Source organism: Bradyrhizobium liaoningense (assembly GCF_018130785.1).
Lineage (GTDB): Bacteria > Pseudomonadota > Alphaproteobacteria > Rhizobiales > Xanthobacteraceae > Bradyrhizobium > Bradyrhizobium liaoningense_A.
Genome location: NZ_JAFCJT010000033.1, coordinates 22,332 through 44,111, shown reverse-complemented (window position 1 = coordinate 44,111; position 21,780 = coordinate 22,332). Strand labels below are relative to the sequence as shown.

Genomic DNA, 21,780 nt, shown 5'->3' with positions numbered 1-21,780 from the left:
CGTACCGATGTCTGCCGCAGATGCCGTAGATTATGGCCGGGAAGCGCTCGACTTCATCGAAGGCTTGGGGACCTATCGCAAGGTACCAGACGCCATGAGTGCGCTTGAGGTGGCGTTCGGTCGCTTCGGCTTCGAGACCATCATCGTGACGGGATTGCCGAATCCCGATCAGCGGTTCGCGCAGATGGTGCTCGCCAAGCGCTGGCCGGCAGGATGGTTCAGTCTCTACACCCAGAACAATTACGACCGCGTCGACCCTGTGGTGCGGCTGTGCCGGCAATCGGTCAATCCGTTCGAATGGGCGGAAGCACCTTATGATGCCGAGCTCGAGCCGAACGCGGCCGAGGTGATGAACCGTGCCACCGATTTTCGCATGTCGCGGGGCTTCATCGTGCCGATCCACGGGCTCACCGGCTACGAGGCGGCGGTGTCGCTCGGCGGCGTCCATCTCGACCTCAATCCCCGCAGCAAGCCGGCACTGCACCTGATGGCAATGTACGGCTTCGACCATATTCGCCGCCTGCTCGATCCGGCGCCGCATCTCTCGACGCGTCTCACCCCGCGCGAGCGCGAGGTGATCGCCTGGGCCTCGCAGGGCAAGTCGGCCTGGGAAATCGGCGAGATCCTGCACATCACGCAACGCACCGCGGAAGAGCATCTTGCAACTGCTGCGCGCAAGCTCGGTGCCGTCAACCGTACGCATGCTGTTGCGCTAGCGATCCGCCACAAGATCATCAATCCCTAAGCGACATACTGGGAAATTTCCCAATATCGAGCCTGCCTCTTTTGGCAGATTCTGCCTCCCATTGAGGATGAATGGGGGGCTTTCATGATTCACGCAATTTCCGCGGTAAATCGTCACCTATACGAGGACGTGCTCGAGCAGCATTTCCGGCTGCGACACGACATTTTCGTCGAGGAGCGGCACTGGGAGACGCTACGCAGGCCGGATGGCCGCGAAATCGATTCCTATGACGACGAGGATACTGTCTATCTGCTTGCGCTGGAGGGACGTCGCGTCATTGGCGGTCACCGGCTCTATCCGACGACCAAGCCCTCGATGATGAGCGAGGTCTTCCCGCATCTCGCCGCGGTGCGCGGTTGCCCTGCGAATCCGCTGGTGTGGGAATGGTCGCGCTACTTCGTCGTGCGCGATCGCCGCGACGGCGCTCTCAACCTGCAACTGATGGCGGCGGTGCAGGAGTTCTGCCTCAATCAGGGAATCGCGCAGGTCAGCGCGGTTATGGAGACGTGGTGGCTGCCGCGATTCCATGAGGCCGGCTTCGTCGTGACGCCGCTTGGTCTGCCCGCGCTGGTGGAGAACGCCTGGACCATGGCGGCGACCATCGACATTCGCCGGGAGACGCTCGATGCCCTGCATGATCGCATCGGCGTGGATTCGATCGTGCGAGAGAACGGCCCACGTCTGGACGCCATCGCCCGTGCCAACCTCTGCGGCCTTGCCGCGCAACGAAAGAGCGCCTGAGATGTCGAACATGATGCGGGACAGCCAGATCATGGCGCAGACCAAGGACGAGAATCTCGGCTACATGTCCGACATGGCGCTCGAGCTGGCGCAGATGGCGGAAGAAACCGGATTGGCAACGCTCGCCTATCTGTTCCGGATGGCGGCGCTGGAAGCCTCGACGGCCAACAGCGTGCTGGCCGAGCCGGATGATCTGCCCCGGCAGATGACGTCGCACTAGACGCCTTCTCTACGTTCCCAGACTTTCGCGCCCTCTCCCCGGCATCCGCGGGGGGAGGGTGATCGTTTGGGTGCGGCAGGTTGACCCATCCCGCGCGGCAGCCTTCTTGCAAGGTCAATTTCGATCGCATGCATCGGCATGCAACAAAGTGCATGTTTGGTGTCGAATCACTCTTGCCTCGGAACGATACTGCCATTACCCATTTTTCCGCCTTGAAGAGGCAGGGGGAGCTCTTTCACTGATGGCGACCGTGTTCGAACATCGGCGCGATTCCGCGTGCGCCTGAAAGAGTTTTGATGCTGCTCGTCGTCGAACAGTTCTTGAACGGATTGCAGTTCGGCCTGCTCCTGTTCCTGCTCGCCGCCGGCCTGACGCTGGTGTTCGGGATCATGGATCTCGTCAACCTCGCGCACGGCTCGCTCTACATGATGGGCGCCTATTTCGCGGCGACCTTCGCGGCCTGGACCGGCAGCTTCCTGCTCGGCGCGCTGATGGCGCTCGGTGCAACATTGGTGCTCGGCATCGTGCTCGAAATGTCGGCGCTGCGGCATCTCTACGGGCGCGATCATCTCGACCATGTGCTCGCGACCTTCGGCCTGATCCTGTTCTTCAATGAAGCCGTGCGGCTGATCTGGGGCCCGGCGGGCCTCGCGCTGCCGCTGCCGGCATGGCTCACCGTGCCGGTGCCGATCCTGCCCGGCATCCACTATCCCGCTTATCGCCTCGCCATCATCGTGGTGGCGTTGCTGGTCGCACTTCTGCTCTATCTCGGCGTGATGCGGACCCGCATCGGCATGCTGATCCGCGCCGGCGCCTCCAACCGCGAGATGATCGGCGCGCTCGGTATCAACATCAAGCTGCTCTACACGCTGGTGTTCGGCCTCGGCGCCGCGCTCGCCGGCCTCGCCGGCCTGATGCAGGCGCCGATCCTCACCGTGCAGATCGGCATGGGCGAGAACATCCTGATCCTCGCCTTCGTCATCATCGTGATCGGCGGCATCGGCTCGATCCGCGGCGCGTTCCTCGCCGCGATCTTCGTCGGCATGATCGACACGCTCGGCCGCGCCTTCCTGCCGAACCTGCTGCGGCAGGTGCTGAGCGGCGCCGCCGCCTCCACCGCCGCGCCCGCGCTGTCGTCCATGCTGATCTACCTCCTGATGGCGATCGTGCTGGTGGTCCGGCCGGAGGGGCTGTTCCCGGCCAACCGTCGATGAAGGCTTTCACTGTGAGCAAGGCCGTCACGGCCCTGATGCTGGCGGGCCTCGTGCTGCTGCCGCTCTATTCGCAGCTGTCCGGCAACATCTTCATCCTGACGCTGTTCACCCGCATCGTCATCCTGGCGCTGGCGGCCGCAAGCCTCAACCTCATCATGGGTTTTGGCGGCATGATGAGTTTTGGCCACGCCGCCTATCTCGGCATTGGCGGCTATGCGGTCGGCATGCTCGCCCAGGAAGGCGTCGGCTCCGGCTTCATCCAGTTTCCGGTGGCGCTCGCGGCCTCGGCGATCTATGCGCTCGTCATCGGCGCGCTCTCGTTGCGCACGCGCGGCGTCTATTTCATCATGATCACGCTGGCCTTCGCGCAAATGGCCTATTACGTCGCCTCGGGCCTCGCACGTTACGGTGGCGATGACGGCCTCACCGTCTACAAGCGCAGCGACTTCTCCGGGCTGATCAACCTGTCGGACCGCACGCAGTTCTACTATCTCTGCCTTGCCTGCCTGTTCGCGGTGATCTTCCTGATCTGGCGCATCGTCAATTCGCGCTTCGGCCTCGTCGTGCAGGGGCTGCGCTCCAACGAGCAGCGCATGCAGGCGATCGGCTTTCCGGCGAAGCGTTACCAGCTTGTCTGCTTCGTCATCTCGGGCACGATGTGCGGCCTCGCCGGTGCGCTGCTCGCCAACAACACCGATTTCGTCAGCCCGGCCGTGATGTACTGGACGCGTTCCGGCGACCTCATGGTGATGGTCATTCTCGGCGGCATGGGCACGCTGTTCGGCCCGGTCATGGGCGCGGTGGTGTTCCTGCTGCTGGAGGAATTCCTGTCGCAGATCACCGAGTACTGGGCACTGATCATGGGCCCGCTACTGCTGCTGATCGTGCTGTTCGGGCGCGGCGGCATCATGGGCGCGCTCGGGAGGGCTGGCCGTGGCTGAACCCTTGCTCCGCGTCGAGAAGCTGGTGCGCCGCTTCGGTGGGATCATCGCGACGGACAACGTCTCGCTCGACGTCGCGAGCGGCGAACTGCACGCCATCATCGGCCCGAACGGCGCCGGCAAGACCACGCTGATCAGCCAACTCACCGGGCACCTCGAACCGCATTCCGGCAGCGTCTCGCTGGCGGGACGCGACATCACCTATCTGTCGGCCTATCGCCGCTGCGCGCTGGGGCTCGCCCGTTCGTTCCAGATCACCTCGCTGCTGCTCGACTTCACCGCCGCCGACAATGTCGCGCTGGCGGCGCAGGCGCATGCAGGCCACTCGTTCCGCTTCTTCACCAATGCGCGCAAGGAAAAGGGCCTGCGCGACGCTGCGCATGCCGCGCTCGATCGCGTCGGCCTGTTGCACCGTGCCGATGTCGTGGTGTCCAGGCTCAGCCATGGCGAGCGGCGCGAGCTCGAGCTTGCGGTCGCGCTCGCCAGCAAGCCGAAATTGCTGCTGCTCGACGAGCCGATGGCGGGCCTTGGCGTCACCGAGTCCCAGCGCATGGTGAAGCTGCTCCAGGAGCTGCGCAAGGAAGTCTCGATCGTGCTGGTCGAGCACGACATGCCGGCGGTGTTCGCGCTCGCCGACCGTATCTCGGTGCTGGTCTATGGCCGCGTCATTGCCTCCGGCGATCCGGCGACGATCCGCGCCAACGAAGACGTCAAGCGCGCCTATCTCGGCGACCAGCACGTGGTGACGCACCATGGCTGAAAACGTGATGGCTGACACGCTGCTCGACGTCGACGGCATCGAGACCTGCTACGGCCTCTCGCAGGTTCTGTTCGGCCTGTCGCTGTCGATCAAGCCGGGCGAGATGGTCTCGCTGATGGGCCGCAACGGCATGGGCAAGACCACGACCATCCGCTCCATCATGGGCCTCACTCCGGCGCGTGCCGGTGCGATCCGTTTCGCCGGCGCCGAGGTGCGGCAGCTTCCATCCTACCGAATTGCAAAACTCGGCGTCGGCCTCGTCCCCGAGGGACGCCAGATATTCCCGAACCTCACCGTGCGCGAAAATCTCGTCGCGGCCGCCGCCGATCGCTTCGGCAGCCCCAATCCCTGGACGCTCGCCGCCATCTACGTGATGTTCCCGCGCCTTGCCGAGCGCGCCGCCAACATGGGCAACCAGCTCTCCGGCGGCGAGCAGCAGATGCTCGCCATCGGCCGCGCGCTGATGACCAATCCGAAGCTCCTGATCCTGGATGAAGCGACCGAAGGCCTCGCGCCGCTGATCCGCGAGGAAATCTGGAATTGCCTGTCACTCTTGAAGAGCCGGGGCCAGTCGATCCTCGTCGTCGACAAGAACGTCGACCATCTCGCCCGCATCTGCGACCGCCACTACATCATCGAGCGCGGCAAGACGGTGTGGAGCGGCACCTCGGACGAGTTGATGGCCGAGCCGGATCTCCAGCACAAATATCTGGGAATCTGACGCGCTCCTGGATCAGGCTGCCGCATCTTCAGTGCGGACCACCTCGCGCGCTGAACCTTCTTCGAGGACTTCAGTTTCGAAGCTCTCCAAACTGCGCGCGGAGGTCTTGAGTGCGCCGCCGCCAGCCGTCAATGTCGCCGCGGATTCGATGCGGGACTTCTACAATCAAATTGCCGGACGGGCTGATGACGACGTCACTGGTTCCGCACAGCGAGGGGCTTCAACGGCAGCCCAATGGCTGGATTTCCCGGGCTGCGTGTTCGTCAGAGGCGAGTTTCGAGCCGATCCCGACGGGCGCGCGATCGTAGCGACGGGCCTGTTCATCTCCGTTGCGTTCGACGACGGCACCAGCCGCGGCATTCTGACGCGTGCATGCGGCGGCGAAAGGCAGATGACGGCGATCGCCGTGCGTGAAGCCGTCGCTGCAAGACGCTCGGTTCGGTGTGACGAGCGTCCTGCGATAGGCTTGGCGCTCCCCCAGGCTTCCATCGACGGGCTCGGACTCGGGGACGAGTTTCGGGCACTGTTCAAGAACGATGAGGCTGGTACGGCCATCATCTCCCTGACGGCATCTCCGCGCGTGCAGGCCGTCGCGGCGGAAATGTTCTCGCCGCCGGTTGGCGGAAACGCGGCGCAATTGTTGCTGTCGGCGCATGCCGCCGAAATCGTTGTCCACGCCTTGTTCAGCGAGCGCGGCCGGATCGAGGTCGACCCGGCAGCCGATCTTCAGCGGATGCGGTTGCAATCGGTCAAGGAGCGGATGGACGCGGATCTCGCTTATCCCTGGAGCATCGACGAACTGGCGCGGAACGCAGGGCTGAGCCGCCGGTCCTTCAACCAGAAATTCCAGATGGCGTATGGCGAGAGCGCGATCGACTACTTGCGGGGCCAGCGGCTCGATGCCGCACGAGACCTTCTGATTCATCAACGGTTGTCGGTCACCGAGGCGGCCTTCCGGGTCGGCTACGCCCATCCGGCTAATTTCGCGACGGCCTTCCGCAGGCGCTTCGGCCATTCGCCGAGCCGCTGTCAGTCAATTTGAAAGCCTCCACGCGCGATCAAAGGTGATTTGCGTGCGCGCAAAAGCGGTGCGCGCCTCGATCTGGTTACTCCCGGGTTGTTTGAAGTGGAACTCGGGGACGACGATGAAGCGCAACGACGGGCGGACGCTCGGTTGGGAACGGATGGTGAAGACCGGTCTGGGAATAGCCGGCCTCGGAATAGCCTTGCACGCGACGCCATCGGCCGCACAGACCTCCGGGACCAGTTCGGGCTCGACGACGGCGACATTGCCTCCCGTCACGGTGGAGGCACCGAGCCAGGCACGTCCGCGCAGCCAGTCCGTGCAGCGCGCTTCGCAGTCGCCTAGAGGCCGCGTCGCGACGCAGCGCAATTCCGGCCCCGCGGCAGGCAGAAGCACGGGTACGCGCGACGCCAGTGCCGGTCGCGGCAACGTGTCGAGTGAGAGCAGCTATGTTGCAAGCAACAGCGCGGCGGGCACGAAGACCAACACACCTTTGCTCGAGACGCCGCAGTCGATCTCGGTCGTGACGCGCAAGGAGCTCAACGACCGCGCCGTCCAGTCGCTGACGGAGGCGGTTGGCTATGAACCTGGCGTCCGCGTCGATGCCTCCGGCTACGATCCGCGTTTCGACGCCATCGCGATCCGCGGCTTCGACATCACCTATAACGGCGTTTATCTCGACGGCCTGCGCCTCGTCGGAGCCGGTCTCAGCGTGTTCAAGACCGAGCCTTATGGGGTCGACAGCATCACCGTGGTCCGTGGCCCGAGTTCGGCTCTCTATGGCCTCGGCTCCCCCGGCGGATTGATCGACCTGTCGAGCAAGCTGCCGACCAGCCAGCCGTTTCACGAAGTGCAGACGGTGTTCGGCGATCGCGATCGCATTCAGGGTAATTTCGACCTGTCGGGCCCGGTCGATGCCAACGGTCAATTTTCGTATCGGCTGACCGGCGTGGTGCGCGACGCGAACGTGTTCGTGCCCGGCGGCAAGGACAATCGGACCTACATCGCTCCCGCCGTCACCTGGAAGCCGGATCAATCGACGACCCTCACGATTCTCGGGTCCTATCAGAAGTCGAAGACGCCCGGATCGATGTTCACCTATTCCACGGGCACCGGCACCACCACGGACATCTTCACGGGCAGTCCATCCTACAATTCGCTCGACCAGGAGCAGGGCCGCGTCGGCTACCTGTTCGAGCATGCGTTCAACAACGACGTGACCGTCCGCCAGAAATTCCGTTACGTCGATGTCGATGCGGTCACCCGCTATGTCGGTTTTCTCGGCGCGCCCGTAGGCAATGTCGTCTCGCGCTATACCGGCTACGTCCACGACACGCTGCAATCGGCCATCATGGACAACCAGGTCGAGGCCAAGCTCTCGACCGGGTCTGTGCAGCATACGCTCCTGGTCGGCACCGACTACACCGCGTCGAAGTTCAACGACAAGCAGGGCTTTGGCTTCGGCGTCTCCGATCTCAACCTGGCCTCCCCGGTCTACGCGCCGGAATCCATTCCCGATCCGGCGATCTCGTCCTCGACGCAGCAGCGGCAAACCCAGTCCGGCGTATACATCCAGGACCAGGCCAGGCTCGACCACTGGATTCTGACGCTGAGCGGCCGCAGCGACTGGGTCCACACCACCGGCGAGGATCTGTTCGCGCTGACCCGGCAGCAGCAATCCGATCAGGCCTATAGCGGGCGGGCCGGGCTGACCTATGTGTTCGATTCCGGCGTTGCGCCCTACGTCGCCTATTCGACGTCGTTCTTTCCCAATCTCGGCGTCGACCCGTCGGGCGCCTTCTTCAAGCCGACCACCGGCAAGCAGACCGAGGTCGGCGTGAAGTACCAGCCGCAGGGAACGAGGAGCTTCATTACCGCGGCGGTGTTCGATCTGACCCAGGACGGCGGCCTGGTCACGACGGGAACGGGCGTCACGGTCCAGCGCGGCGAGATTCAAAGCCGCGGCTTCGAAGTGCAGGCGCTCGCGAGCCTCGGCGGCGGCTTCGACGTCACCTCGTCGTACACCTATCTCGACATGGTGACCAAGCAGGCTGCGGACAGCTCGACGATCGGCAAGTTTCCGTCCGGCAATCCGCCGCACACCGCGACGCTGTGGGGCAATTATGCCCTGCCGCTGGCCGGCCCCTTCGGGGGACTCAGCATCGGCACCGGCGTGCGTTACATGTCCTGGAGCTATGGCGACGACGCGAACACGTTCAAGAACAGCTCGGTGACCCTGGTCGACGCGGCGCTGAAATATGATTTCGGCCAGGCGGCGAAGGAGCTGAAGGGCCTTCAGTTCCAAGTCAACGCCAAGAACCTGTTCAATCTGCACTACACCACGTGCCAGGTGGGATACTGCTACCGCGGCGCGCCGCTGACCGTCATCGCAACGCTCGGCTATCGCTGGTGAATCAGCTTGCGGATGCGAACCCCGGTTATCCGGCCAATATGTCTTACCCAAATCGCCGGCGACTAACGCGCCAGGTGGTGCGTGCCGATCTCAACCAAGGTCGTCCGGCAGGACAGGCGGTAGATCAGACTGAACAATTGAACCCACATGATCGAACTCCGCTGTTGATCACATGTCGGGATGCTAGGCCCCCAATCTTTCCGGCCGTTTTCGAGGGACAGGGAAAATGGCTTCGTCGGCGGACGCCGTGATGTCGTCGGAACAGACCGGACGAAGTCGCCTCACGCGGGCGTGAGAGTATCCCCGTCAAAACACCTCGAAATATTCGCGATGCTCCCAGTCGGTCACCTCTGACAGGAAGCGGTCGATCTCGGCATTCTTGATGTGGGTGTAGTAGTCGACGAACTCTCCGCCAAGCTTTTCGCGGAAAAACGGATCGTCCTTCAGCGCGGCGACCGCATCGCGCAGCGACTTCGGTAGCAGCGGCGCCTTGGTTTCGTAGGGCGTGTCAGCGGAGGGGCCGGGATCGAGCTTGCGGTCGACGCCGTCGAGGCCCGAGAGAATTTGCGAGGCCATGTAGAGATAGGGATTGGCGGCGGGCTCGCCGACGCGGTTTTCCAAGCGCGTGGCGGTATCGCCGGCCGCTCCGAGCACGCGGATCATCACGCCGCGATTGTCGCGGCCCCAGATCGCGCGGTCAGGCGCCAGCGAATAGGAGCGGTAGCGCTTGTAGCCGTTGATGGTCGGGGTGGTGAACACGGTCGAGGCGCGGGCGTGGTCGAGCAGGCCGGCAAGGTACGCCCGGCCGAACGCGCTGAGCGGTTCGCTGCCCTCCTTCGCCATGAACAGATTTTCGCCGGACGCGCGCGAGACGATCGACTGGTGCAAATGCCAGCCGCTGGCGAACAGATTCGGCAGTTTCGGCCGGCACATGAAGGTGGCGTGATAGCCGTGGCGGCGCGCGATCTGCTTCACGGCAGAGCGGAACAGCACCATGTTGTCGGCGGGCTCCAGCCCCTTCTTCGGCGCGAACGTGAACTCGCACTGGCTCGGCCCGAACTCGACCTCGACCGAGCGCAAGGGCAGTCCGAGCGCGACGATATCGCGGCGCAGGATCTCCAGCACCGGCTCCATCTGATCGAAGCGCTGCTCGGTGAGGTATTGATAGCCGTGACTGAGCAGGCTCACCGACGGCGGCGTGCCGGGCTGGCCGGCATCCTCGGGCCGCATATGCGCGTCGTCGAGCTTGAAGATGTGGAATTCAACCTCGAGGCCGGCGACGAAATCGTGGCCGCGGCCGCTGAGCTCTTCGAGCACCTTGCGATAGAGGCCGCGGGTCGCGAACGGCACGGGACGGCCATCACTGAAATAGAGATCGCAGAGCACCCAGCCCGTCGCGGGCGCCCATGGCAACGGGCGGAACGTGGATGGGTCAGCGACCATCAACACGTCGGCCGCGCCCTCCATCTCCTTCATGCCGAATCCGCCGCCCGACGTGAACACCGGAAACACCGTGCGGTGCGAAGTGTCCTTGGCGAGCATGGTCGTGGTGATGGAGCAGCCACTCTCCAGCGAGGCGATCGCCTCGGCGGCGATGATGGTCTTGCCGCGCAAGATGCCGTGCTGGTCCGGGAAGGCGAGGCGGATGACCTCGAGGTTCTTTTCCTCGACGATGCGGCGCATGCGCGCTGCGGCGTCCCTCTGCTCATCCGACCACAGCGCGTGACGCGCGACGAAAGTCACTTCACCACTCCCTCAACTGCCGTAGGGTGGGCAAAGCGAAGCGTGCCCACCGCGTCTATCGCCCAAACGGAAGGATGGCGGGCACGGCGCTTTGCTCCTTTGCCCACCCTGCGGGTTCGGTGCACGATCGTCACTCCGCCGCCGTCAGCCGGTGCACGTTGTCCGCGATCTCCTTCGGCACCGGCGCGGCCCAAGGTGCGCCGCGGCGGCGCTTGACGTCGACCTCCATCCAGTAGAGCTCCCAACCCTGGGTCGGACCGATGCCGTCCATGGTGGCCGGTCCCTGGATGCTGCGCGCCCTGCTCTCGTCCAGGAACAGCATCGGCTTCTCACCGCCGCCGACTTTCTCGATCTCCTGCCGCAGCAGGCGGCGGTACTGCACGATCGCCTTGTCGCTCGAGCCGAGATGCTCCTTGGTGCGGTCCTGGATCGCGCCCATGGATTCCACCGCCCACTGGTCGTGGACGTTGATGTCGGTGCCCATGCCGGTGTAGGTCGCGGTCGCCTGCTCGTGCGGATCGAAGCCGTAATCGTTGCCGCTGTTCTTGCGCGATTTGTAGTCGGGCAGCTCATAGAGCTCGAGCCGCTGATCGCGCATCTTCTGCTTGTCGACCGCGTTGGTGTAGCTGGTGAAGATCGCGTACCAGTAGCAGTTCTCGTCGTCGACCGGCACGTGCCACTGCGTGATCGTCATTTCCGTGCTCATGGGGATGACGAAGCCGTGCGGGAAGAGCTGGTTGGTGACGCGCACATGGGTGCGCTCCTCGTCGATCTCGCGCAGCGCGATCAGCCGCAGACCATATTCGGTGTGCTCGACATTGATGATCGGACGGTCGTACTCGCGCAGGATCTTTGTCATCGGCAGATCAGAGCCGGCGGAGGCGCCGCGGAACTGCTTGCCGTAAGCCGTCGACGTATCCTCGTCCTCGAAGAAGCGGTGCAGGTAGGAGGCGTGCGCGGGATCGATGCCGACCTCGAGGGCCTGAAGCCAGTTGCAGGCCATGTGGCCCTTGAACGCAAAAGTGTGCGTGCCGGGCGCGACAAAGCAGTCGAGCTCCGGAAATGCCGGCGGCTCACCCTCGCCGAGATAAGCCCAGAGGATGCCGCTCTTCTCGACCACGGGATAGGAACGCTGGCGAATGTTCTGGCAGAGTTTTGAATCCTTCGGCTCGGCCGGCGTCTCGATGCACTGGCCGGTGGCGTCGAACAGCCAGCCATGGAAGGCGCAGCGCAGGCCGCCATGTTCGAGACGACCGAAGGCGAGGTCGGCGCCGCGATGTGCGCAGTGACGATCGATCAGGCCGTAGCGTCCGCTCTCGTCGCGGAACAATACCAGGTTCTCGCCGAGCAGTTTGACGGGGCGGATCGGGCGTGCGCCCTCCAGCTCGTCGACCAGCGCCGCCGGCTGCCAGTAGCTCCGCATCAGCTTGCCGCAGGGGTCCTTCGGACCGGTACGGGTGATCAGGTCGTTCTGCTCCTGGCTCATCATGGCGGCTGCGTCCTTTGTCGGAGAGGCGTTTGTTCGCCTATTGAACGAATGGGCGAATTATGCCATGCCTTGGTCCGGCGGCAAGCAATATTTTGCAGGATGTTCCCGAACCTATGCCCAAGCTGAAGCGCAGCGAAAACGACGAGCGCGCGACGGATTTCGTCGAGAGCCTCGATCGCGGCCTGCGCCTGCTTCAATGCTTTGGCGCGACCACTGGCCCGATGACGCTGAGCGATCTTGCCCGTGCCGCCGATCTGCCCCGCGCCACCGCGCGGCGCATGCTGTTCACGCTGCAGCGCGGCGGCTTCGTCTCCGGCGATGGCAAGCTGTTCTCGCTGACGCCGCATGTGCTGACGCTCGCGGCGTCCTATCTGCGCTCCAGCCAGCTCGTCGCGGTGCTTCAACCCGTGCTCGACCGGATCGCCACGGCTGCGCAGGAAATCTCGTCGCTCGCGGTGCTCGACGGCGATGATGTCGTGTTTGTCGCGCGCAGCAGCCCGGCGCGGATGTTTTTGGGTGGACTCGAGATCGGCTACCGGCTGCCGGCGTTCTGCACCTCGGTCGGCCGCGCCATGCTCGGGCAGTTCGATGACGCAGCGCTTGCCGCACGCCTGAAGACAATGAAGCGCGAGATGTTGACGCCGCAAACGGTGACGGATCCCAAGGCGCTGCTCGCCAGCATCACAGCCGATCGCGACCAGGGCTATTCGCTGGTCGATCGCGAGGCAGAGCCGCATTTCCGCTCGATCTCGGTTCCGGTGCGCCGCTACGACGGCGTGATCGTCGCCGCCATCAACATGGGGGCCCATGTCGACCGCGTGCCGGCACGGGAGCTGGTCGACCGGTTGCTCCCGCTGCTCCGCGAAGGCGCGGAGTCCGTGCGGTCGCAGCTGTTATAGCAACGATCGTTGGCGCCGCGCGTCCGCGGGCCTATAATCCCGTCACGCAAGATAACCGGGAGGACGCCATGCAACACACCATGGTTCCCAGCGATCGCGTGGAGCACGTCGGAGTCTACGGACGCGACGGCGCGAAGCTCGGCACGATCGAGCGGCTGATGCTCGACAAGGTGACCGGCACGGTCGCCTACGCCGTGATCAGGACTGGCGGGCTGCTCGGCACGCACCACCACTATCCTGTGCAGTGGAGCGCGCTGAAATACGATCCCGCGCGGCAGGCTTTTCGTGTCGAGGTGACGCAGGACGAACTCGCCAGCGGACCGTGCGAGTTCGACGGCGACGAATTCGATTGGGGCGATCGTTCGCGGCCCTACGCGCACCCGAATTATTGGTCGATCTGACGACGCGATTGCGGCAGGCGTCGCGCGCTGAGCCGCCTCACTTGGTCGCGGTGCGCCGGCGCGCTCGCTGTGTCAAAAGGCAAAAATGCCGCATGACACACCTCTCATCGCCACCATCGTCGTCGGACTTGGACTAGCTTTCGTACTCGGAACTATAGCGCAGCGGTTCCGCATTCCGCCGCTTGTCGGCTACCTGCTCGCCGGCGTCGCCGTAGGCCCGTTCACGCCGGGCTTCGTCGCCGACCAGGCACTTGCGACCGAGCTCGCCGAGCTCGGCATTATCTTGCTGATGTTCGGCGTCGGCCTGCATTTTTCGCTCCAGGATCTGCTGAGCGTTCGGCACATCGCCGTTCCCGGCGCCGTCGTTCAAATCGCCGTTGCGACGCTGATGGGGCTCGGCCTTGCATGGTTGATGGGCTGGAGCGTCGGTGCGGGACTCGTGTTCGGACTGGCGTTGTCGGTCGCGAGCACTGTCGTCCTGCTCCGCGCGCTCCAGGAGCGGCGCCTGATGGAGACCGATCGCGGCCGCATCGCGGTCGGCTGGCTCATCGTCGAGGACCTCGCGATGGTGCTCGTGCTGGTGCTGTTTCCGGCGATCGCAAGCCTTCACGGCGGTAGCGGCGACAAGCCGGCCTTCGAGCCGCTGGCCGCGCAGGCTGGCTTCGGGCTTGCTGGCATCGTGATGCTGACCCTCGCCAAGATCATCGTGTTTATCGGGCTGATGCTGGTGGTGGGGCGCCGGGTGATTCCCTGGATCCTGCACTACATTGCGCATACCGGCTCGCGTGAGTTGTTCCGTCTTGGCGTGCTTGCGATCGCGCTCTGCATTGCGTTCGGGGCGACGAAGCTGTTCGACGTCTCGCTCGCGCTCGGCGCCTTCTTCGCCGGCATGATGCTGCGGGAATCGCCGCTCAGCGCGCGCGCCGCGCAGGAATCGCTGCCGCTGCGCGATGCCTTCGCCGTGCTGTTCTTCGTCTCGGTCGGCATGATGTTCGATCCGATGAGCGTGGTCCGCGAGCCCTGGCCGCTGCTGGCGACGCTGGCGATCATCATGCTCGGCAAGTCGGTCGCGGCGTTCCTGATCGTGGTCCTGTTCCGGCATCCGCTCGCGACCGCCCTGACGATCTCGGCGAGCCTGTCGCAGATCGGCGAGTTCTCCTTCATCCTGGCAGAGCTCGGTGTCGCCTCGCAGATCCTGCCCAGCGACGGCCGCGACCTGATCATGGCCGGCGCGATCCTCTCGATCATGCTCAACCCGCTGATGTTCGCGGCCGCCACCTGGCTCGCGCCGCGTCTCGACCCGCGCCGGGATTCACCGCAGGCCGCGGCCGCCGTGCCCGAACCGATCCGCACCACGGACCTGACCGACCACACGATCGTGATCGGCTATGGCCGCGTCGGTGCGCTCGTCGGCGATGCCCTGAGGCAGCGGCAATTGCCGTTCCTTGTCGCCGAGGTCGGCGAGGGTGCGCTGGCGAAGCTGAAGCAGGGCGGCATCGAAACCGTCATGGGCAATGCCGCGCAGCCCGAAATTCTCGGCGCCACCAATCCGTCACGGGCGCGGCATCTCGTGATCGCGATCCCCGAGGCGTTCGAGGCGGGGCAGATCGTGCAGCAGGCGCGCGCGGCCAATCCGGACATCCGCATCATCGCGCGGGCGCATGCGGATGCCGAGGTCGACCACCTCAAGGGGCTGGGTGCGGATGTCGTCATCATGGGCGAGCGGGAGATCGCGCGCGGCATGATCGAGGAGCTGGAGAGGAGATATCCGGATGCTGCCCCGCAAGATCCCCGTGCGCTCGCGGTCGGTTCGGTCGTTTGACCTGATCACGCCACAGGGCCGGACCTACCGCTTCCCGCCGCCGACATTGTCGCAGCGGTTGTTGCGGTTGCTGTTCGCGCATGCGGAGACGGTGGCGATTTCGGCGGCGATCCTGGCGTTGATTTATGTGGCGGGCTTTGCCGCCGAGGCACTCGACCGTTCGGTGTTCGATGCGTGCAACGATCGAGTTGGCGTGCGCAGGGTGGGTTAGTCTCGGCGTCGTGAGATGTGCAGTCGCGCCGTCGAGCACACTGCGCTCCCTCCCCCCTTGCAGGCGAGGGAACAGAGCGCGTGCTCAGTGAGAGGACTGCCCCAAAATCTCACCGCCCCTCCGCCTCGCGCTCCATGTCACGGCCCGACAGGTCCTCGCCCTGCATGTTGGCATAGTCCCTCGCCATCTCGCGCATCAGGAACTTGGCCGGCACGTCGTGATAGGTGCCGCGGTCGTTGACATATTGCATGTAGGCGCGCCCCTCGCCGTCGAAGGGATGCAGCAGCGCGTCGGTGTGTCCGTCGAAATCGAGCGGGGCCACGCCGACCTTGGCGCAGAGCGTGTCGTTGAAGGTCGGCGTCGCCTTGCGCCAGGCTCCGTCGACATGCACTTCCGTGAAGCCGTGCCAGGTGAAGATGTCGGTGCCCATGCTCGCGCGCAGCTTCTCGGTGGTGAGATGGTTCTTCACATCCGCAAAGCCGACCCGGGCGGGAATGCCGTGGACGCGGCAGGCGGCGGCATAGAGCGAGGCCTTGCCGACGCAATAGCCTTGCCCCGCGGCAAGCACGCTCGATGCGCGAAACGTGTCGGCGACGCGCATGCTGACGTAGGGGTTGTAGCGGATGCCGTCGCGCACCGCCTTGTAGAGCACACTCGCCTTCTCGCGGGCGCTGGCGTCCGCGTGCACGGCGGTCTCGGCGAATTGCCGCACGGCCGGATGATCGCTGTCGATGTACTCGCCGGGATCGGTGTAGAGCCGGCGGATGGTGTCGGGCAGGGGTGCTGTCATGCGTCAAGCTTAGCAGGCAGTCTTCGCGGGACTCAAATTCGTTCGTTGCAAGCCGCCTATGCCGCACGCGACACTACCCGGTCACCACTTGCGTTGAGACGTTGCCGCTTTCGAAAGCGGCAATGCTGCGCTACGCTTACCGGAGCCGACGCCCTTAATGTGGCCCTTGGGGAGTCAGAGCGTGCTGAAATGGTGTGCCCATTGCCAGCAATTCATCGGCGAGATGCGGCCGTACGCCGACTTCAGCATCACGCACGGGCTGTGCCGCAAATGCTCGGGAGAACAGCCGGATTTGCTCAGCGGCGATGAATATGCCCATGCGGTCGTGCTGCGGGACATCTTTCAGGCGCTGTTTGCCGCGGGTCGCAGGAGCGATTTCGACGCGGCCGGGCCGCTGGTCGACAACGCCATCGCCGTCCATTGCCGGCCGGTCGACATTCTCATCGGCATGATCGCGCCGATGCTCTACGAGATCGGCAACGCGTGGGAGCGCGGCACGCTCACCGTCGCTGGCGAGCACGAATTCACCGCCTTCGCCGAGCGGGTAGTCGATCTTGTCGAGGCCAAGATGAGGCAGGCCTGGTCGCAGCCGGCGCGGCATGCAGGCGACGGCTGCTATCTCCTGATGAACGCGCCGGGCAATATCCACATGGTGGGCATTCGCATTCTCGGCCTCTGGCTGCAAAACCAGGGATGGCGGACGCGCCATGTCGATGATCTCACCGTTCTCGATGTCCTGTCCGAGCCGGCGATCGCGGGTGAGCCCAAGGCGCTGCTCGTTTCGATCGCCCTGCGCGAGCAGTGCGATGCCGTCGCGTCGCTTGTCGAGCGCGTGCAGGCATTGCCGGCGCCCAGCCGTCCAAACATTTTCCTCGGCGGCTACGCCGTCAAAACCCACCTGGTGCCACGGATCCCCGGAGTGAAGCTTGCCGCCGACATCAGCGCACTCGGCCTCGACTGAACGCGGCTAGCTGCGGTTGCGCATCCAGTCGGCCAGGCCCGATATCGCGCGATCGAGATCCTGCCGCGCGGCGCTATCGGTCACCGTCTCCTCCATCGCACCGCGCATGCAGAACAGCCACGCGTCGCGCTCGGCATCGCCGATGGCAAAGCCGATATGCCGCTGCCGCAGCCGCGGATGGCCCTTCTCGGGAGTATAGAGCTTTGGGCCGCCGGTCCATTCGGTGAGATAGCGCTTCAGCACGTCCCTGATCAGGCCGAGATCATCCGCATGCATGGCGCGGATCATCTGCGCCTCCGGCAGCGTGTCCATGCGGTCGTAGAAGCTGTCGACGAGGGCATCGATCGTGGCGCTGCCGCCGATCCGCTCGAACATGGAGGTGGTGACGTCGCTGGAGGTCATGAGTGGTCCCAAGGCTGGCTCTTGGGCTCGGATATAGTGACTTTGTGGCGGGCCACAAACTCTGGACCCATAACCAGAGCGAGGTGTTTGGCGAAGGTCAGTCGTTCGGGATCGGCCGCGTGCACAATCGATGGATCACGCGGTATGGGTCCCTGCGTTCGCAGGGACGACAGCGGTGCGTGAGGCGCCAGATCGCCTTACAGCGCCACGCTGCGCAGCCCAAAGCTGCGGGCTTCGTTCTGCAGCACCGGCCGCACTGCATCGATCAGCCTTGCAGCCGCCGCATCGACCGACAGCCCCGCGGTATCCACCACCGCCGTCGCGCGCGAATATAGCGGCTCGCGGCTCAGCAGGATGTTGCGCAGCTCGGCCATCGCGGAGCGGTCGTCCGCCATCGGCCGCAGGTCGCCCTGACGCCGCACGCGGGCCATGTGCTCCTCGGGCTCGGCCTTCAGCCAGATCGTGTAGAATGACGACAGGATCTGGTCGAAGGTCAACGGCTCCGACACGATGCCGCCGCCGGTCGCCAGCACCATCAGCTCGTTGCGCGCGAGCAGCTGTTGCAGCGCTGCCTGCTCCATGCGGCGAAAGCCTTCCTGGCCGTAGAGCGCGATGATCTCGGCGACCGAGAGCCCGTTCTGCTGCTCGACCTCCTTGTTGAGCTCGACGAAACTCCAGTCGACCTTCTTCGCCAGCATCCGCCCGAGTGTCGATTTGCCCGCGCCGCGCAGGCCGATCAGCGCGATGCCGCAGAACGGCGCGCGCCGCGGCGCGGAGGCGCTGCCGCCGGCGAGAAGGTCCTTGGCCTGAGCGATCTGCGCCGGCGTCGCCTTGCGCAGGAGATCGCGAAACATCTGCCAGTCCGGCGTCGGGTCGGCAGAGGGAAGCAGGTCTTCGAGATGCGCACCCATCGCGTCGGAGACGCGACGCAACAGTACGATGGAGACATTGCCCTTGCCGCTCTCGAGCTGCGCGATGTAGCGCTCCGAGATTCCTGATACCTTGGCGAGCACCTTTCGCGACATGCCGCGCAGCGCGCGCATAGTGCGCACGCGCTGGCCGAGCTGTTCGAGAAATCGGGATTCGGCGTCGGGACTGTCGGTCATGGACTGCAGATCATGGGCCTTCTTGAGAGGGTGTCCTGCGGCGCGTTTTAATGAAACATAGTGCCTGCCGGCATTGACAGCAAGCCGCCGCGGTGTCTTTCTATGAATTATAATTCTAAATTCGGGGGAGAAGTCCGTGAGCGAGGGATCCTATAACGCGGTGACCTGGCTGCTCGACCGCAACGTCGAGGACGGCAGGGGCGGCAAGCTCGTCTTCGACGACACCGTCTCGCGGCTCACCTATGGCGAGCTCCAGCGCGAGACCCGGCGCGCTGCCAACATGCTGCGCCGGCTCGGGGTCCGCCGCGAGGAGCGCGTGGCGATGATCATGCTCGACACGGTCGATTTCCCGATCGTGTTCCTGGGCGCGATCCGCGCAGGCATCGTGCCGGTGCCGCTGAACACGCTGCTGACATCAGACCAATACGCCTACATCCTCGCCGATTGCCGCGCGCGCGTGCTGTTCGTCTCCGAGGCGCTCTACCCCGTTATCAAGGACGTCGTGGGCCGCATGCCGGATCTCGAGCACGTCGTGGTCTCCGGCGCCAAGCAGAACGGTCACAAGCAGCTTGCTGAAGAGATCGCTGATGAGAGCGACCAGTTCACCACCGCTGCCACGCATCCGGACGAGCCGGCGTTCTGGCTCTATTCGTCCGGCTCGACCGGCATGCCCAAGGGCGTGCGTCATCTGCATTCGAACATGCAGGCGACCGCCGACACCTACGCAAAGCAGGTGCTCGGCATCCGTGAGAACGACGTCTGCCTCTCCGCGGCAAAACTGTTCTTCGCCTATGGCCTCGGCAATGCGCTGACCTTCCCGATGTCGGTCGGCGCCACCGTGGTGCTGAACAGCGAGCGCCCGACGCCGGCGCGCATGTTCGACCTGATGAACAGGTACAATCCCTCGATCTTCTACGGCGTGCCGACATTATTCGCGGCGATGCTCAACGACGAGACGATGAAGGCCGAGCGCGGCGGCAAGTCGCTCCGCATCTGCACCTCGGCCGGCGAGGCGCTGCCGGAATCCGTCGGCAACAGCTGGAAATCGCGCTTCGGCGTCGACATCCTCGACGGCGTCGGCTCGACCGAGCTCTTGCACATCTTCCTGTCCAACGCGCCCGGCGACATCAAATACGGCTCCTCCGGCAAGCCGGTGCCGGGCTACGAGGTGCGCCTCGTCAACGAGGCCGGCCAGGACGTCGCCGACGGCGAGGTCGGCGAGCTGCTCGTCGATGCGCCCTCCGCCGGTGAGGGCTACTGGAACCAGCGCCACAAGAGCCGCCGCACCTTTGAAGGTCCGTGGACCCGCACTGGCGACAAATATGTCCGCGATGGCGAAGGCCGCTACACTTTCTGCGGCCGTGCCGACGACATGTTCAAGGTGTCCGGCATCTGGGTCTCACCGTTCGAGGTCGAGAGCGCACTGATCACGCATCCCGCCGTGCTCGAAGCCGCCGTCGTGCCCGAAGCCGATCCGGAAGGCCTGCTGAAGCCGAAGGCCTTCGTCGTGCTGCGACCCGGCGCGACAACCGCGGACTTGCAGGAGATGCTGAAGGAGCACGTCAAGCAGAAGATCGGCCCGTGGAAATATCCGCGCTGGATCGACGTGGTGGACTCCCTGCCGAAGACGGCGACGGGCAAGATCCAGCGGTTCAAGTTGCGGGAAGGGGCGAATTGAGCGTGCATGCGGCGGACTCGCGTGCTTACCCGCCCCCTCCAGGGGAGGGCGGGCATTTTCTCTGCGGCTAGGAATGGGAATTCGATCATGACCAACCTCACCCCCACAGGCTTCCTAACCATCGGCAACGCCAGCCTTGAGTACAAATGGCTCGCGCCGCAATCCACGGATGCGCCGACCATCGTGATGCTGCACGAAGGCCTCGGCTCTGTCGGCCTCTGGGGCGATTTCCCCGAGAAACTCCAGCAGGCCATCGGCGCCGGCGTCTTCGTCTACTCCCGCGCGGGCTACGGCCAGTCGAGCCCGGCGATGCTGCCGCGGCCGCTCGATTACATGCAGCGCGAGGCGCTGGACGTGCTGCCAAAAATCCTCGATGCGATTCCCTTCCAGCGTGGCCTGCTGCTCGGCCATTCCGACGGCGCCTCGATCGCGACAATCTATGCCGGTGCGCATCAGGATCATCGCCTCGCCGGCCTCGTGCTGATGGCGCCGCATTTCATCGTCGAGGACATCTCGGTGAAGTCCATCGCCGCGATCAAGACCGCCTTCGAGACCACCGACCTCAAGGCGAAGCTGGCGCGCTGGCACAAGGACGTCGACAACGCATTCTACGGCTGGAACCGTGCCTGGCTCGATCCCAAATTCCGCGACTGGGATATCTCGGAATATCTGGCCTACATCCGCGTTCCCATCCTGATCGTGCAGGGCAAGGACGACCAATATGGGACACTGCGACAGGTCGAAATCGCGCAGGAAGAGTGTTATTGTCCGGTAGATTTGAAAATTATTTCAGACGCGGGACATTCCCCGCATCGTGAAGCGCCGGGGGCGACGCTTGACGCGATTGAGCAATTTGCAAAAGCGGCCCTGCGCGACGATCAGGGACTTCAGGGACGCGCCGCATGATCCTGCGGAGGCACATCCATGAATGTGCCTTCACATGCGACCGGCCCGCTGCCGTGGCCGCGATGGGCCTATGTGCCGGGCGAGACCGGTCGGGTCGACGCTGACTACGAGAGGCTTGATATGGTCAAGGCGCTGGTGCCCCCGGCGTTCCGTGGCTATGTGCCGGCGCGCCATCCGGCGCTGCGTTACGGGCTCGCGCTCAACGACCGCGGCTATTTCTGGGAATCGCAGGAGGTGCTGGAAGCGGTGTGGGCCGCAGCCCCGCAAGGCGGCCGCGAGCGCATTCTGCTGCGCGCCTGCATTCACATCGCCAATGCCAATTTGCGACTGCGCATGCAGCGGCTGCATTCGGCCGCGCGCCTGTTCGGCGACGCGCAGGCGGAGTTGCGGGCGCTGAACTCGCGCAAGGCGGCCGCGGGTGGTGACGGCTTTGTCGAGAGCTTCCCCGTTCCGGCGCTGACCGCTCTGCTCCAGGCCAAGCTGGGCCGTCCCCAACTCTCCAAGGCAGACTGGATCACCCTCGGCGCCATCGTGCGGTCCCAATAGACTCCATGCAACAAAATGCATGCGTTGGCCGTTAAGGGCTAGACGCG

General features: G+C 64.7%; 22 protein-coding genes. 17 read left to right on the top strand and 5 right to left on the bottom strand.

Going from position 1 to position 21,780, the window contains the following annotated elements; translation table 11 throughout:
- Positions 1–7 precede the first annotated feature (7 nt).
- The 9 genes from JQ627_RS35675 (at position 8) to JQ627_RS35635 (ending at position 8,779) form a co-directional block, all read left to right on the top strand.
- Positions 8–745, top strand: coding sequence for a LuxR family transcriptional regulator (locus tag JQ627_RS35675; RefSeq protein ID WP_212489014.1), 738 nt, complete (start codon positions 8–10; stop codon positions 743–745).
- Between the two features lie 84 nt (positions 746–829).
- Entirely contained in the window at positions 830–1,486 is a 657-nt protein-coding gene (locus JQ627_RS35670; protein ID WP_212489013.1) for an acyl-homoserine-lactone synthase, read from the top strand.
- A 1-nt stretch (position 1,487) separates the two neighbouring features.
- Positions 1,488–1,706 (top strand): hypothetical protein, encoded by a 219-nt coding sequence (locus tag JQ627_RS35665; RefSeq protein WP_212489012.1) that lies wholly within the window; start codon positions 1,488–1,490, stop codon positions 1,704–1,706.
- Between the two features lie 296 nt (positions 1,707–2,002).
- Positions 2,003–2,920, top strand: a complete 918-nt coding sequence (locus JQ627_RS35660; protein ID WP_028139755.1) for a branched-chain amino acid ABC transporter permease — start codon at positions 2,003–2,005, stop codon at positions 2,918–2,920.
- Entirely contained in the window at positions 2,917–3,861 is a 945-nt protein-coding gene (locus JQ627_RS35655) for a branched-chain amino acid ABC transporter permease (protein ID WP_212489011.1), read from the top strand. Before JQ627_RS35660 ends, JQ627_RS35655 begins: the two co-directional genes overlap by 4 nt.
- Positions 3,854–4,621, top strand: coding sequence for an ABC transporter ATP-binding protein (locus tag JQ627_RS35650; RefSeq protein WP_212489010.1), 768 nt, complete (start codon positions 3,854–3,856; stop codon positions 4,619–4,621). The genes JQ627_RS35655 and JQ627_RS35650 overlap by 8 nt, the downstream gene beginning before the upstream one ends.
- A complete protein-coding gene (locus tag JQ627_RS35645) occupies positions 4,614–5,342 on the top strand; it encodes an ABC transporter ATP-binding protein (RefSeq protein ID WP_249143668.1) in 729 nt (242 codons plus the stop codon). The genes JQ627_RS35650 and JQ627_RS35645 overlap by 8 nt, the downstream gene beginning before the upstream one ends.
- A 106-nt stretch (positions 5,343–5,448) precedes the next feature.
- Positions 5,449–6,384 carry an AraC family transcriptional regulator gene (locus JQ627_RS35640; protein WP_249143667.1) on the top strand — a complete coding sequence of 312 codons (936 nt, stop codon included), beginning with the start codon at positions 5,449–5,451 and terminating at the stop codon, positions 6,382–6,384.
- A gap of 103 nt (positions 6,385–6,487) precedes the next feature.
- Positions 6,488–8,779, top strand: a complete 2,292-nt coding sequence (locus JQ627_RS35635) for a TonB-dependent siderophore receptor (protein WP_212489009.1) — start codon at positions 6,488–6,490, stop codon at positions 8,777–8,779.
- 306 nt (positions 8,780–9,085) lie between these two features.
- Here the strand turns inward: JQ627_RS35635 and JQ627_RS35630 are convergent, their stop codons facing one another.
- Positions 9,086–10,522 carry a glutamine synthetase family protein gene (locus tag JQ627_RS35630; protein ID WP_212489008.1) on the bottom strand — a complete coding sequence of 479 codons (1,437 nt, stop codon included), beginning with the start codon at positions 10,520–10,522 and terminating at the stop codon, positions 9,086–9,088.
- Positions 10,523–10,652: 130 nt separating this feature from the next.
- On the bottom strand, positions 10,653–12,011 hold the full coding sequence (locus JQ627_RS35625; RefSeq protein WP_014491272.1) for an aromatic ring-hydroxylating dioxygenase subunit alpha: 1,359 nt from the start codon (positions 12,009–12,011) through the stop codon (positions 10,653–10,655).
- Positions 12,012–12,124: 113 nt separating this feature from the next.
- On the opposite strand from JQ627_RS35625, the gene JQ627_RS35620 reads away from it, so the two are divergent.
- The 4 genes from JQ627_RS35620 to JQ627_RS35605 all read left to right on the top strand — a co-directional run bounded on the left by JQ627_RS35620 (position 12,125) and on the right by JQ627_RS35605 (position 15,344).
- Entirely contained in the window at positions 12,125–12,910 is a 786-nt protein-coding gene (locus JQ627_RS35620) for an IclR family transcriptional regulator C-terminal domain-containing protein (RefSeq protein WP_212489007.1), read from the top strand.
- A 68-nt stretch (positions 12,911–12,978) separates the two neighbouring features.
- Positions 12,979–13,311 carry a PRC-barrel domain-containing protein gene (locus JQ627_RS35615; RefSeq protein WP_212489006.1) on the top strand — a complete coding sequence of 111 codons (333 nt, stop codon included), beginning with the start codon at positions 12,979–12,981 and terminating at the stop codon, positions 13,309–13,311.
- 85 nt (positions 13,312–13,396) lie between these two features.
- Positions 13,397–15,133: a YbaL family putative K(+) efflux transporter gene (ybaL, locus tag JQ627_RS35610; protein ID WP_212489005.1), complete on the top strand. Its 1,737-nt coding sequence runs from the start codon at positions 13,397–13,399 to the stop codon at positions 15,131–15,133.
- Entirely contained in the window at positions 15,084–15,344 is a 261-nt protein-coding gene (locus JQ627_RS35605) for a hypothetical protein (protein ID WP_212489004.1), read from the top strand. Before ybaL ends, JQ627_RS35605 begins: the two co-directional genes overlap by 50 nt.
- Before the next feature lie 109 nt (positions 15,345–15,453).
- Here JQ627_RS35605 and JQ627_RS35600 read toward each other — a convergent pair whose 3' ends face one another.
- Positions 15,454–16,134 (bottom strand): transglutaminase family protein, encoded by a 681-nt coding sequence (locus JQ627_RS35600; protein WP_212489003.1) that lies wholly within the window; start codon positions 16,132–16,134, stop codon positions 15,454–15,456.
- 181 nt (positions 16,135–16,315) lie between these two features.
- Here JQ627_RS35600 and JQ627_RS35595 point away from each other — a divergent pair, with 181 nt between their 5' ends.
- The gene (locus JQ627_RS35595) at positions 16,316–17,095 is read left to right on the top strand and encodes a B12-binding domain-containing protein (RefSeq protein WP_212489002.1); all 780 of its coding nucleotides are present in this window, start codon (positions 16,316–16,318) and stop codon (positions 17,093–17,095) included.
- Positions 17,096–17,101: 6 nt separating this feature from the next.
- On the opposite strand, the gene JQ627_RS35590 is transcribed toward JQ627_RS35595, so the two are convergent.
- Together JQ627_RS35590 and JQ627_RS35585 are read right to left on the bottom strand one after the other, a co-directional pair.
- Positions 17,102–17,497, bottom strand: a complete 396-nt coding sequence (locus JQ627_RS35590; RefSeq protein WP_212489001.1) for a group II truncated hemoglobin — start codon at positions 17,495–17,497, stop codon at positions 17,102–17,104.
- Positions 17,498–17,694: 197 nt separating this feature from the next.
- On the bottom strand, positions 17,695–18,711 hold the full coding sequence (locus tag JQ627_RS35585; protein WP_312015849.1) for a helix-turn-helix transcriptional regulator: 1,017 nt from the start codon (positions 18,709–18,711) through the stop codon (positions 17,695–17,697).
- Between the two features lie 28 nt (positions 18,712–18,739).
- Here JQ627_RS35585 and JQ627_RS35580 point away from each other — a divergent pair, with 28 nt between their 5' ends.
- The 3 genes from JQ627_RS35580 to JQ627_RS35570 all read left to right on the top strand — a co-directional run bounded on the left by JQ627_RS35580 (position 18,740) and on the right by JQ627_RS35570 (position 21,733).
- Complete coding sequence (locus JQ627_RS35580) at positions 18,740–20,281, top strand: benzoate-CoA ligase family protein (RefSeq protein WP_212488999.1); 1,542 nt, start codon at positions 18,740–18,742, stop codon at positions 20,279–20,281.
- Positions 20,282–20,368: 87 nt separating this feature from the next.
- Entirely contained in the window at positions 20,369–21,187 is an 819-nt protein-coding gene (locus JQ627_RS35575) for an alpha/beta fold hydrolase (protein ID WP_212488998.1), read from the top strand.
- An 18-nt stretch (positions 21,188–21,205) separates the two neighbouring features.
- Positions 21,206–21,733 (top strand): DUF309 domain-containing protein, encoded by a 528-nt coding sequence (locus JQ627_RS35570; protein WP_212488997.1) that lies wholly within the window; start codon positions 21,206–21,208, stop codon positions 21,731–21,733.
- Positions 21,734–21,780: the final 47 nt, after the last annotated feature.